Annotated in this window: 12 protein-coding genes and 1 pseudogene; 4 read left to right on the forward strand and 9 right to left on the reverse strand. The window is 72.3% G+C overall.

Going from position 1 to position 12219, the window contains the following annotated elements:
* From ABT342_RS32035 to ABT342_RS32045, 3 genes and pseudogenes are all read right to left on the reverse strand, one after another.
* Positions 1-176 (reverse strand): annotated as a pseudogene (locus tag ABT342_RS32035) (urease subunit alpha); the annotation flags it as partial.
* Entirely contained in the window at positions 173-889 is a 717-nt protein-coding gene (gene ureA / locus ABT342_RS32040) for an urease subunit gamma (RefSeq protein ID WP_351581669.1), read from the reverse strand. The pseudogene ABT342_RS32035 and the gene ureA, both read right to left, overlap by 4 nt.
* Positions 890-1187: 298 nt before the next feature.
* The gene (locus tag ABT342_RS32045; protein WP_351581607.1) at positions 1188-1769 is read right to left on the reverse strand and encodes a TetR/AcrR family transcriptional regulator; all 582 of its coding nucleotides are present in this window, start codon (positions 1767-1769) and stop codon (positions 1188-1190) included.
* Positions 1770-1893: 124 nt separating this feature from the next.
* Here ABT342_RS32045 and ABT342_RS32050 point away from each other — a divergent pair, with 124 nt between their 5' ends.
* Together ABT342_RS32050 and ABT342_RS32055 are read left to right on the forward strand one after the other, a co-directional pair.
* Positions 1894-2508 carry a TetR/AcrR family transcriptional regulator gene (locus ABT342_RS32050; protein WP_351581609.1) on the forward strand — a complete coding sequence of 205 codons (615 nt, stop codon included), beginning with the start codon at positions 1894-1896 and terminating at the stop codon, positions 2506-2508.
* Between the two features lie 235 nt (positions 2509-2743).
* Complete coding sequence (locus ABT342_RS32055) at positions 2744-3907, forward strand: agmatine deiminase family protein (protein WP_351581611.1); 1164 nt, start codon at positions 2744-2746, stop codon at positions 3905-3907.
* A gap of 27 nt (positions 3908-3934) precedes the next feature.
* Here the strand turns inward: ABT342_RS32055 and ABT342_RS32060 are convergent, their stop codons facing one another.
* Together ABT342_RS32060 and ABT342_RS32065 are read right to left on the reverse strand one after the other, a co-directional pair.
* Positions 3935-4348, reverse strand: a complete 414-nt coding sequence (locus ABT342_RS32060) for a cupin domain-containing protein (protein ID WP_351581613.1) — start codon at positions 4346-4348, stop codon at positions 3935-3937.
* Between the two features lie 136 nt (positions 4349-4484).
* The gene (locus ABT342_RS32065) at positions 4485-5096 is read right to left on the reverse strand and encodes a DUF1707 SHOCT-like domain-containing protein (RefSeq protein WP_351581615.1); all 612 of its coding nucleotides are present in this window, start codon (positions 5094-5096) and stop codon (positions 4485-4487) included.
* Between the two features lie 310 nt (positions 5097-5406).
* Between ABT342_RS32065 and ABT342_RS32070 the strand changes: the two genes are divergently transcribed.
* Positions 5407-5742: a hypothetical protein gene (locus tag ABT342_RS32070; RefSeq protein ID WP_351581617.1), complete on the forward strand. Its 336-nt coding sequence runs from the start codon at positions 5407-5409 to the stop codon at positions 5740-5742.
* 65 nt (positions 5743-5807) lie between these two features.
* On the opposite strand, the gene ABT342_RS32075 is transcribed toward ABT342_RS32070, so the two are convergent.
* The 4 genes from ABT342_RS32075 to ABT342_RS32090 all read right to left on the reverse strand — a co-directional run bounded on the left by ABT342_RS32075 (position 5808) and on the right by ABT342_RS32090 (position 10839).
* Positions 5808-6833, reverse strand: coding sequence for a hemolysin family protein (locus ABT342_RS32075; protein ID WP_351581619.1), 1026 nt, complete (start codon positions 6831-6833; stop codon positions 5808-5810).
* Positions 6830-8224, reverse strand: a complete 1395-nt coding sequence (locus ABT342_RS32080; protein ID WP_351581621.1) for a hemolysin family protein — start codon at positions 8222-8224, stop codon at positions 6830-6832. The genes ABT342_RS32075 and ABT342_RS32080 overlap by 4 nt, the downstream gene beginning before the upstream one ends.
* Before the next feature lie 382 nt (positions 8225-8606).
* Complete coding sequence (locus ABT342_RS32085; RefSeq protein ID WP_351581623.1) at positions 8607-10241, reverse strand: isovaleryl-CoA dehydrogenase; 1635 nt, start codon at positions 10239-10241, stop codon at positions 8607-8609.
* Positions 10225-10839 carry a TetR/AcrR family transcriptional regulator gene (locus tag ABT342_RS32090; protein ID WP_351581625.1) on the reverse strand — a complete coding sequence of 205 codons (615 nt, stop codon included), beginning with the start codon at positions 10837-10839 and terminating at the stop codon, positions 10225-10227. The genes ABT342_RS32085 and ABT342_RS32090 overlap by 17 nt, the downstream gene beginning before the upstream one ends.
* 203 nt (positions 10840-11042) lie before the next feature.
* On the opposite strand from ABT342_RS32090, the gene ABT342_RS32095 reads away from it, so the two are divergent.
* The gene (locus tag ABT342_RS32095) at positions 11043-12179 is read left to right on the forward strand and encodes a PP2C family protein-serine/threonine phosphatase (protein ID WP_351581627.1); all 1137 of its coding nucleotides are present in this window, start codon (positions 11043-11045) and stop codon (positions 12177-12179) included.
* Positions 12180-12219 lie beyond the last annotated feature (40 nt).

Consider the following 12219-nt stretch of genomic DNA (forward strand, 5'->3'; position numbering starts at 1 on the left):
AGGAACTCGTCACCCGGCTTCTGCGAGTCGGACTCGACACGGACGACGAGCCCGGAGTCGCCGAGGACGACCCGGTCCCCGGCGCGCGGGCCGTGCACGGAGGCGTACTCGTGGGGGTCGATGTGCCGGCTGGCGCCCGGCGAGCAGTGGTCGCTGTGCCTGGTCGGCCTGCTCATGCGCGTACTCCTTCCGAAGCGCCTCGGCGCGACTCCGCACCCAGGTAGCCGCAGGCCGCGGCCCGCCTCAACGCCCGGTCCTTGGCGCCGGGTGCGTCCAGCGGGCCGTCGACCAGGCCCGCGAAGCCGATGGCGATGCGCTCCCCGCCGATGGGCACGAGGCCGACCTCGGCCTCGCCACCCGGATCGAAGCGGACGGACGAGCCCGCCGGGACACACAGCCGCATGCCGTAGGACGCGGCCCGGTCGAAGTCGAGCCGCGGGTTGGCCTCGAAGAAGTGGAAGTGCGAGGTGACGCTGACCGGGACCGTCGCCGTGTTGCGCACGGTCAGGGTCACGACCGGCTCCGGCCCGACGACGGCATCCGGGCCGGGCAGTACGGCACCGGGGGCGCCGTCGTTCCGGTCCTGGGCGCCGAACGGCGCGGCGACGGCGGCGAGCCGGGTGCCGTCGTCGAAGACGGCCTCGACCTGGATCTCGGTGACCACGTCGACGACGCCGGGCAGCACGTCGTCGGGGCCCAGGACGGTGCGCCCCCGCTCGATGGCCTCGGCCAGACGCAGGCCGTCCCTGGCGGCCTCGCAGACCGTGTCCGCGATGAGCGCGGTCGCCTCGGGGACGTTGAGCCGCAGACCTCGCGCGTGGCGGGTCCGGGCGAGTTCGGCGGCGGTGAACAGCAGCAGGCGGTCCCGCTCGGTGGGGGTCAGCGGCATGCCGACCTCACGTACGTGGCGCACATGGGGGTGTTTCCTTCCTCCCCTGCGAAGAGGGCAGGGAGAGCGAGGGGGCGGGGGCTTCTCCGCGGCCCAGGCTCGGCCTCTTGGGGCGAGCGGGACCGGCGGATCCCGGCGATGCCTCACTGTCGCACTGACTGAAAAATCAGTCAAGAGATTGCGTGTGCGTGAACACCACATGGAAAGCAGAGTGGCGCGACCAGGTCCGCGCCGGGCGCCAAGGCCGGCTCTACGTCTGGCTCCAGGGCCGGCTCTACGCCGGGCTCCGAGGCCGGCTCTACATCTGCCGCAGCCGGGTCAGCTCCACCTCGATGGCTTCCCGCATGAGAGTGCGCGCGTGGTCGATCGCGAGGCCGCCGCTCAGCCAGCGCATACTCAGGCCCTCGAGGAGGGCGGTGAGCCGTTCCGCGGCGGCGGCGAGCGTGGCCGCCGGCGCCATGGGCTGTACCTGGCCCAGGAGCGCGGCCACTTCCTGCACCCAGACCAGGGTCGCGCGGGCGAGGTCCTCGCGCAGGACAGGGTCGAAGACGGCGCTCGCCCGCAGCTCACCCCAGGCGGAGCTGTTCTCCCGCACCTCCGGGGTGTCCTGGAGCTCCAGGAGGAGGACCTGGTCCAGCTCCTCGCGCGGGCCGAGCGGCTCCGCGTCGGGGTCGAGGGAGGTGGTGTACCGCTCGGCGCGGTCGTTGATGAACTCCAGCGTGTGACGCAGGATTCCGGTGCGGTCCTTGAAGTGGTAGTAGATCAGACCGGTGGAGACCCCGGCCTCGGCGGCCAGTTCCTCCACACGGAGCCCGCGGACCCCGCGCCGGGCGATGACCCGGGCGGCCGCTTCAAGGATCTGAGTACTGCGAGACGCCATGCCATGAACCCTATCCGGAGTGCCGGACGGGGTGATCGGGAGCACCGTTCCAGCTATTGACTAAAGTTTCAGTCAACAGAATGTCAGACCCCATCGGGAGATCAGAGTGAGTGAGGAGCACGGGGTGAAGGACCGGAGAAAGGCGATTCTCGAAGCCGCCGCCCGGGTGATCGCGCGCCGCGGAGTGCGCGGACTCCGGGTCGAGGAGCTGGCCGCCGAGGCGCGGGTCTCCAAAGCGCTCGTCTACTACCACTTCGAGGACCGGGCCGGCCTGCTGCGCCACACGCTGGAGTTCATCGGCGACCGTGCGGAGCGGTACACCCGCCGCGATCCCGCCGGCCGCCCGCACGAACCCGTGAGCCCGCTGCGGGAGCTGGAACGCAGGCTCCTGCTGGAGCTCCAGGACGCGCCGGAGGTTCGCGAGAACAGCACGGCATGGGGCGAGCTGCGAGCCAGCGCGGTCTTCGACCCGGAGTTGCGGGAAGAGCTGGCGCAGGCGGGCCTCGACTGGGTCCGCGAGATCGCCGACCTGCTCGGCCGGGCCGGGCCGACGGTCCCGGACGCCGCCCTCGTCGCCTCCGCGGAGCGGCTCACCGCCCTGCTGGAAGGGCTGAGCACCCGGTGGCTCATCGGGTTACTGCCGCTGCGTCACGCACGCGAGCTGATGCGGGAAGCGATCGCGGTGGAGCTGGAGCGGCTCGAGCTCCCGGACCGGCCCGCCGTGTGCACCGTGCGCTGACCTGGTGACGCGGAGCTCACCACACCACCATGCGTTTGACTGAAAATCCGGTCAGTGCCACGATGGTCTCAACGGCCACCCCCACTCGCGCCTCCGGTGCCGCCGTCTCCGCACGGCCGGCACCCGCGTGAGGCCAGGCCCGCGATTCCCGCCGCCGCGCGCGTCATCGCGCCCAGCACGCCGCGCCCCGCTCGCCGCGTCGGACAGCCTCGCCAGCCCATGATCGGAGCACACCGTGTCCCACCGTTCCCTCTCCCGCCGCACCGCCCTGCGCGCCTTCGCCGGAATCGGCGGGGCCCTCGCCCTCGGCGCCGCCGCCTGCGGCCCCGAGGAGTCCGCGCAGGGCCGTGCCACGACCGGCACGGGTCGCACCCCGGCCGCGGACGGCGAGCTCCGCTTCGGCGCCGAGTGGGAGAGCCACGCCCGTACGTTCATGTCCTGGCCCGCCCTCGCCTCCGTCTGGGAGGACGACCTCCCCTACGTACGGGAGGACATCGCCCGCATCGCACGGGCGGTCGGGGAGTACGAGGCCGTCGTGATGATGGCCCGCCCGGAGCAGCAGGCCGCGGCCCAGCGGGCGTGCGGCTCGCAGGTCGAGGTCATCCCGCTCGCTGTCGACGACCTGTGGGCGCGCGACACCGTTCCCGTCTTCGTGGAGGAGGACGGCAAGGTCATCGGCGTCGACTTCAACTTCAACGGCTGGGGCAACAAGCAGGAGCACACCAACGACGCCCGGGTGGGCAGCGCGCTGCTCCGCAAGTACGGCGTCCCCCGCGTCCAGGCGCCGCTCGTCGCCGAGGGCGGCTCCTTCGAGACCGACGGCGAGGGCACCCTCCTCATCACCGAGAGCTCGATCGTCAACAACAACCGCAACCGGGGCAGGACCCGGGACCAGATCGAGGACGAGCTCATCGACACCCTCGGTGTGGAGAAGGTGGTCTGGCTGGCGGGGGTCCGCGGCGAGGACATCACGGACGCGCATGTCGACAGCCTCGTACGGTTCACCGCGCCGGGCGTGGTCCTGCTGGACCAGGCGTTCCCCGGCATGCCCGCCGACTCCTGGTCGCGCTCGGCCGACCAGGCCCGCTCGGTGCTCAGCAAGGCCACCGACGCGCGGGGCCGGCGCTTCGAGATCATCGACCTGCCGCAGCCCGACCTCGACAGGATCACGGGCGAGGGCGACGACTTCGTGTCGACGTACGCCAACTTCTACGTCGCCAACGACTCCGTCTTCCTGCCCAAGTTCGGGGACCGGAAGGCCGACGACCGCGCCCGCGGCATCCTCCAGGAGCACTTCCCCGAGCGGGAGATGGTGCAGGTACAGATCGACACCATCGCCTCCGGCGGGGGCGGCATCCACTGCTCGACCCACGACCAGCCCGGCAAGCCCGCCGCCTGAGCCCCCGCCCCCGCCCCGCCCCGTCGGTCACATGCCCGCTTCCTCCAGGTGGTACAGCTCGGGCACGGACACCTTGATCGGCTCCTGCGTGGTCCGTGCGATCACGACGACCACGGGCTCGTCCGGGTCGGGGTTCTCCTCCCGATGCGGGACGAACGGGGGGACGAGCAGGAAGTCGCCAGGGCCGGCGGAGATCCGTACCTCCTGCACGCCGTCGTGGAAGACGAAGACGGGGTGGCCGCTGACCACGTAGATCCCCGCCTCCGACGCGCCGTGGTGGTGGTTGTCCGTCGCACTCAGCGGCGCGTTCTCGACCAGGCCCATCCAGAGCTTCTTCGAGCCGACCGTGCCGCCGCTGATGGCGGCATGGCCGGCCGGCTCACCGGCTCGAACGTGGTGGACGCGGTTGCCCAGCGGCCTGTTGCCGTCGGCGGTGGTCATCGTGTGGCCTCCTGATGGTTGTCGACATCCTTCGGTCGGCATCAGGCTGCGACCACCGCGCCCGGAACGACAACTGTTGTTGCCGTAACGGCAACACGCGTCTCAGGGAAGCACCCCCGGTCGCGCCGGAGGCCGTTCAGCCGAGCGGCTTCCGGCGACGCTCCAGCTTGCGGCGTTCGCGGAGGTTGGGGTGGCGGACGACCACTCCCCCCATCCCGCCCTGCCCGACGAAGCGGATGAGAGGGGTGCCGGGCAGCCGGTCCTCCGTGGTCTTGTCCTTGACACCGCCCACCCCGGGGTCCACCCCGTCGGTGTCCGCCACCCAGCCGTCGGGGATGACGACGGTGACCCCCGCCATCTCCCCGTGCACCTCGATCTCCACCTCGGGGAGCCGGCATTCCGTGCGGGTGAAGTCGAGCTTCACACCACCCATGCCGCCGCGCGCGCTGATCCGGGCGGGGACCTGCCAGCGCCCCACCCGGGACACGCCGTGCATGCCGCCCTTCAGCGTCAGCGGCTCCCCCGGGTCCAGGACAGCCGCCTCGGTGGGCAGATCGGCGGTGAGCGGCGCCAGATCGCCGTAGGTCTTGGCCGTCAGCGCCACGGCCAGCCTGGCGTCCAACTCGTCGAGATCGATACGGCCGTCGGCGGCCGCGTCCCGCAACTGCTCCACCACCGCGTCGCGTTCCGCGTGGGACACCCGCATCGCGCTGGGAGGGACGAGGTTCGCATCGTCTTCACCTGTCATGCCGGGAATCCTACGGATGAAGTCCCGGCCCCTGAAGGCCTGTCCGGCGCTCCTCCACGCACGGACGGTGATGGCGGTACGCGGTATCGCGTACGCGGAAGTCTCGCCGCCCACCTTTACGCCGACCCGGCCGACCTGCCGCCCGCCGCCGCCCTGGCCGCCCTCGGCGACCACCTCGCGTCCGTCCTCACCGGCGAATGCCACCTACGCGGCCGGTACCCGCCGGACACCACGTCCGGCCTGGGGCTGAGCCTCTGAGAATCCTCAAGTCCCTTGCCACACGGAGGGAATGACAGTCACGGTGATCCACATGGCAGCTATCGCAGGACTGAACAAAAAGCACAACTTCGTGCTGGTCATCCGAGACGCGGACATGGTCGCCGCGGACCTGCGTCAGGCGCTGGCCGAGGCATCGCCCGATGAGCGCCCAGGCCTGGAACGCGCCGCCGCACTCGTCGAGGCCACCGCCGCCGCCACCGAAAGTCACCTGCGCGCCCGCTGGGTGCGCTCCCGACTGGCCGCCGTCGGCTTCACCGGGGACATCGCCTCGGTCGCGGCGGTGAAGGCGCTGCGCCAGGCGGAGCCGAAGCTGAGCCTGCTGGCGGCGGTGCAACTGCAGAAGGAGGCCGTGGCCCACCCGGAGTGATCCGGATGGGCCGGCCCCGCCACGCCCCCTCGAACTCGGCCGGCTCCGCCGCGCCCGGCCGGGGATCAGCCCACGGCGTCCGGGGTGGGGCCGACGAGTTCCTCCAGGACGTCCTCCATGGTGACGAAACCGAGCACCGTGCCCTTGTTGCCGGTGACGGCCGCGAGGTGGGTGCCGGCCGCGCGCATGGCGGTCATCGTGTCGTCCAGGGGGGTGTCGAGGGCGACCTCGGTGATCGGGTGCAGTGCGGCGCGGGGGAAGGGCCGCGTGCGGTCGGCGGCGCCGAGGGCGTCCTTGATGTGGAGGTAGCCGAGGATCTCCTCGCCGGGGCCGACGACCGGGAGGCGGGAGAAGCCGTTGGCGGCCGCGGCCCGTTCCAGGCCCTGCGGGGTGATGTCGTGGCCGACGGTGACGACTCGGTCCAGCGGCACCATCACTTCGCCGACCGGCCTGGTGCCGAGTTCGAGGGCGTCCTGGAGCCGCTGGCCGTCCTCGGGGCCGAGGAGGCCGGCGGCGCTGGAGTCCTTGACCAGCCGGGCGAGTTCGTCGTCGGTGAAGACCGAGGCGACCTCGTCCTTCGGTTCGACCTTCATCAGCCGCAGCAGGACGTTGGCGAACGCGTTGATCCCGAACACGACCGGCCGCAGGGCCCTGGTCAGCGCGACCAGCGGCGGGCCGAGCAGCAGCGCGGTCGGCGCCGGGGCCGCGAGGGCGATGTTCTTCGGGACCATCTCGCCGACCAGCATGTGCAGATACGTGGCCAGCGCCAGGGCGATGACGAACGCGATCGGGTGGATCAGCGCGCCGGGCACGCCGATCGCGTGGAACGATGGTTCCAGCACGTGCGCGATGGCAGGTTCCGCGACCGCGCCGAGCACCAGCGAGGAGATGGTGATGCCGAGCTGGGCCGTGGCCATCATCGCGGACAGGTGCTCAAGTCCCCAGAGCGTGCTCCTGGCACGCCGGTCGCCCTTGAGGGCGGCAGGTTCGATCTGGCTACGGCGCACGGAGATCAGCGCGAACTCGGCGCCGACGAAGAACGCGTTGGTGAGGAGGGTGAGGGCACCGATCAGAAGCTGCACGGTGGTCATCGGGTCTCCTCCACGCTCTCCGCGGCCACGGACACGGGCGCGGGCGCGGACACGGAGCCGGTCTCGGACGCGGAACCGGTCTCGGACGCGGCGGGACCGGTGATACGGACACGGTCGGCCCGATGGTGCTCGACACGGAGCACGGCCAGTTGCCTGCCGTCGATGTCGAGGCGGTCGGCCACGGTCGGGATCCGCTCCAGATGGGTGGCTATCAGTCCGGCCAGCGTCTCGTACGGGCCCTCGGGGGCGGTGAAGCCGATCGCCTCCAGCTCGTCGAGGCGTACGCTGCCGTCGGCCTCCCACACGGCACGGCCGTCCGGCGACGGCTCGACGGCGATCAGGTCGGGGATCTCGTGGGGGTCGTGCTCGTCACGGACCTCCCCGACGACTTCCTCGACGATGTCCTCGACGGTGACCACTCCGGCGGTGCCGCCGTACTCGTCGATGATCACGGCCATCGTGCGGGCCTCGCGCAGCCGTCCGAGCAGCTTGTCCACCGGCAGGGAGTGCGGCACCAGCAGTGGCTCGGTGGCCAGGTCGAGAACGGACGTCAGCGGGCGCTCGCCCTCCTCCAGAGCGAGGACGTCACGGATGTGGACGGTGCCGACGACCTCGTCGAGAGTGGCGCGGTAGACCGGGAAGCGGGACAGACCGGTGGCGAGGGTGAGGTTCGCGGCGTCCGCGGCGGTGGCCTGTGCCTCCAGCGCCCGGACATCGACGCGGGGCGTCATCACGTTCTCCGCGGTCAGCTCACCGAGGTGCAGGGTGCGGACGAACAGCTCGGCCGAGTCCGCCTCGATCGCGCCCTCGCGGGCCGAGTGCTGCACGAGCGCGACGAGTTCCTCGGGCGTGCGGGCCGAGGCCAGCTCCTCCTGCGGTTCCAGGCCGAAGCGGCGCACCAGTCGGTTGGCGGTGTTGTTCAGGTGCCGGATCAGCGGTGCGAACGCGGCGGTGAAACCGCGCTGCGGGCCGGCGACGACCTTCGCCACGGCCAACGGCCGGGAGATCGCCCAGTTCTTGGGCACCAGCTCGCCGACGACCATCAGCACCACGGTGGAGATCGCGACACCGAGGAACGTGGCCACCGACGGGACGGCCCCCGGGGGCACACCGACGGCGTCGAGCGGGCCGCGCAGCAGGGCCGAGACGGACGGCTCGGCGAGCATGCCGATGACCAGCGAGGTCACGGTGATGCCCAGCTGGGCGCCGGACAGCTGGAACGTCAGCCGCTTGGCGGCCTTCAGCGCGCTCTCGGCGCCGCGCTCGCCGGATTCGGCGGCCCGTTCCAGCTCGCCGCGCTCGACCGTGGTCAGCGAGAACTCGGCCGCGACGAACACCGCGCACGCCAGCGTGAGCGCGAGAGCGAGGAGCAGCAACAGCACTTCGGTCACCGTGCCACCCCCGGACCCTCCATGGTGAGCGGGCGGGATGTGGCACGGCTGGGACTGGGAGGTTCACCCATTGCGGGTCTGCTGCTCCTTCGTGGCGCGGTGGGCCGCTGGGCGGGCCTGGCTGATTCTTGAGGGGGACAGTGTCTCGAATCCAGGGTAAAGGGTCGGTAAAGCGCCTGACCATCCATGTCCACGGAGTGGGCGGAAGGTCATTCAGCGAGCACAGGGCAGGTCAAGGGGGGTGCGCCGCGGCGCACCCCCCTTGACCTGCCCCGGACGCCGGGCCCGCTCCCTGCGCCCGGGGCGTCACGTGCCCGTACGTCAGGCCGTGCCCGTACGCACGCGGTCCACGTCAATCCGTGCCCGTACGCGCGCGTCCACGTCAGACCGTGGCCGTACGCGCCCGGTCGAGGATCGCGGCGGTGTCCACTCCCGGCGGCAGGGTGCCGAACGCGCGGCCGTGGTCGCCGCCGAGCCGGGAGGCGCAGAAGGCGTCGGCGACCGCGGTGGGGGCGTAGCGCTGGAGGAGCGAGCCCTGGAGGACGAGGGCCATGGTCTCGGTGATCCGGCGGGCGCGGTACTCGGCCTGGCCGGGGTCGGCCAGTTCCTTGCGGAGCCCGGCGACCGCCGCGTCCAGTCGGCGGTCGGCTCCGGCGGCCTGCTCGACCTCGGCGAGGAAGGCCTCGACGGTCTCCGGCTGCCGGGCCATGGCGCGCAGGGTGTCCAGAGCGGCCACGCTGCCGGAGCCCTCCCAGATGGAGCCCAGCGGAGCCTCCCGGTACAGGCGCGGCATGCCGGATTCCTCGACGTACCCGTTGCCGCCCAGGCATTCGAGGGCTTCGGCGGCGTGTACGGGGGCGCGCTTGCAGACCCAGTACTTGGTCACGGCCAGTCCCAGACGGCGTACGAGAGCCTCGTCCGTGCGCCCCGCGGCCACCCGGTCGGTCGCTCCCGCGAGCCGCATGGCCACCGCCGTGGCTGCCTCGGACTCCAGGGCGAGGTCCGCGAGGACGTTGCGCATCAGCGGCTGGTCGATCAGCGCGGCGCCGAACGCGCGGCGGTGGGTGGCGTGGTGGACGGCGCGGATGAGACCGAGGCGCATGCCGGACGCCGCGCCGAGGACGCAGTCCAGCCGGGTCATGTTGACCATCTCGATGATGGTCGCGACCCCACGGCCCTCCTCGCCCACGAGCAGGCCGTAGGCGTCGTCGTACTCGATCTCGGCGGAGGCGTTCGAGCGGTTGCCCAGCTTGTCCTTGAGGCGCTGCAGGTGGATGCGGTTGCGGCTGCCGTCCGGCAGCACGCGGGGCAGCAGGAAGCAGGACAGCCCACCGGGCGCCTGAGCCAGCGTCAGGAAGACGTCCGACATGGGGGCCGAGGTGAACCACTTGTGCCCGGTGAGGCGGTACGTCCCGTCCGCGGCCGGTACGGCGGCCGTCGTGTTGGTCCGTACGTCCGAGCCGCCCTGCTTCTCGGTCATCGACATACCGGCGATCAGGCCGCGCTTGGCCATCGGCTCCCTGAGCCCGAAGTCGTACTCCCGGGAGGCGAGCAGGGGCTCCAGCCAGTGCGCGATCCCGGGTGCGGCGCGCAGCGCGGGCACGGCGGCGTACGTCATCGACACCGGGCACGAGTGGCCCGCCTCGACCTGTCCCCAGACGTAGAACTTGGCGGCCCTGGCCACGTGCGCGCCGGGCCTGTCGTCCTGCCACGGCGCGGCGTGCAGTCCGTTCCCGACGGCCGTGCGCATCAGTTCGTGCCAGTACGGGTGGAACTCCACCTCGTCGACGCGGTGCCCGAAGCGATCGTGGGTGCGCAGCACCGGGGTGTTCTCGTTGACCAGGCGCCCCCATTCGGCCGCCTGCTCCGAACCGGCGAGAACGCCGAGTTCGTGGATCTCCCCGGTGGCCCATCCGGCGCCTTCGCGGGCGACCGCCTCCAGCAGGGCCGGATCGGCGGCCGCGTCGTATCCGTGGTGCGGCCGGACCTGGTTGGTGACCTCATGCGTCTGCGCCATCATGCCCTCCAAGAGCACGCAACGTGAAGGTGATCAGTCCTGGGATGACATCGTCCGGGGCCGCGTCGCCGTCGGCGAGCGGTCCGACGAGTGCTTCGGCGACCGCGCCGACGAGCGCCGCCGCGGTCAGTTCCGGGGGCTGCGGGGGCAGTTCGCCGCAGGCGACGCCCGCCGCGATCCGCTCGGCGTACACGTCCCGGAACGCCCGGCGGAAGACGAGCCGTTCGGTGTCGACCGCCGGGTCGGCCGGCTCGGCGAGCAGGGCGAACGCCCGGCGCGGTGCCTGGAGAGCCCGCACGGCGAAGGTCTCCACCGCGGCGGCCACGCGGACCGCCGCGGGCCCCGGGCGGGCCGCCGCGAGGCTCACGGCTTCCAGCTCGCGGGCCGCGAGGGTGCGGAAGAGGGCGACGGCCAGCTCCGACTTGCCGGAGAACGACTGGTAGACGCTGCCGGTCGAGATGCCCGCCTCGGCGGCGATCGCGGCGACCGAGCAGCCGGCGTAGCCCTCACGGGAGAGCAGCCGGACGGCGGCGTCGAGGACGAGGTCGCGGCGGGCGTCGAGGCGGGCCTGTACGGCGGGGGGTCTGCGGTAGGGCACGGAAGTAGTGAAGCATCGATTCAGTGCTTCAGCCAGATGTCGGCCGGGCGTATTCGGCTCGGTGTCACCCGGAGCTCGGGCGGACCGGCGCGGGTTCCCCGGTCTCCCGTCCCGTCCTGGCCCGGCCCCGTCCCGGCCGGATGGCACGACACGGCACGCTCCGTGACCGGTCCGGGGCGGGAAAGGCTCTTAGGGTGCGCCTTATGCCTCGTTGGGTGATGCCTCGTTGGGTGCGTCAGGGATGGATCTGGTGGCTGCCGCTCGTGGTGGTGGTGGCCGATGTGACCGCGGAGTTCGCCCTCGGGGGGCGCGAGCCGGTGAGCTTTCTGCTCATCGGCGTGCCGCCGCTGGTCGCCGCGACGCGCGGACCACGGGGCACCGCCGCGGCGACCGTGGTGTGTCTGGCCCTGCAGATGTGGATGGCGTGGCGGCGGCCGGGCCACTTCGGCGAGCAGCACCATGTGGCGATGTACTTCGGAACCCTGGTCATCGGGATCGCCAGTACGGCGCTGGCCCGGCAGCGGGAGCGGACCCGGGAGCATCTGATCCGCGCCAACTCGGTCGCCGAGGCGATGCAGAAGACCCTGCTGCGGCCGGTTCCGCCCCGGCTCGGGCCGGTACGGGCGGCAGGTTTCTACGCCGCCGGGGAGGGCGGCCTGCTCGTCGGCGGCGACCTGTACGACGTGTGCGGGACGCCCTTCGGGGTGCGGGCGATCATCGGGGACGTACGCGGCAAGGGGATGGACGCGGTGCAGACGGTCGCGGCCGTGCTGGGCAGCTTCCGGGTGTCCGCGCACGAATGGAAGCACCTGAGCAGTCTCGCGGACCGGCTGGAGCTGAGCATCGCCCGCAACAGCCCGGCGGGCGAGGCGGGCGACCCGGAGCTGTTCGTGACCGCGCTGGTGCTGGAGTTCCCGGCCGCGGCCGAGCCGGGCGGCGAGGCCCGGGACGGTGAGGTACGGATCGTCAACCGCGGCCACCCCGAACCGATCGTCGTCGGCGCGAAGGGTGCGCGCAGGCTGGTCACGTCGCCCTCGCTGCCGCTGGGGCTGGGCGGGCTGTCCCCCGGCGGCGCCGACACCACCGTGCACCGGCTGGCCCCGGGCGAGGTGCTCGTCGTCCACACGGACGGGGTGAACGAGGCGCGTGACGCGCGCGGCGTGTTCTACCCGGTCCTGGACCGGCTCGCGGAGCGCTTCGGGGGCCAGGAGGCGCCGGATCCGGCGGCGGTCGTGTCGTTCGTACGGGCGGACTCGGAACGGTGGTCCGCGACCGTGGACAACGACGACCGCGCGATTCTCGCCGTGACGCTGACGGGGGGCGGGGTGGCCGGGCGGTAGGGCGATAGGGCGGGGCGGGGGCCGGACGCTTCCGGGGGCG

Source organism: Streptomyces sp. NPDC000410, from assembly GCF_040300305.1.
Classification (GTDB): Bacteria; Actinomycetota; Actinomycetes; order Streptomycetales; family Streptomycetaceae; genus Streptomyces.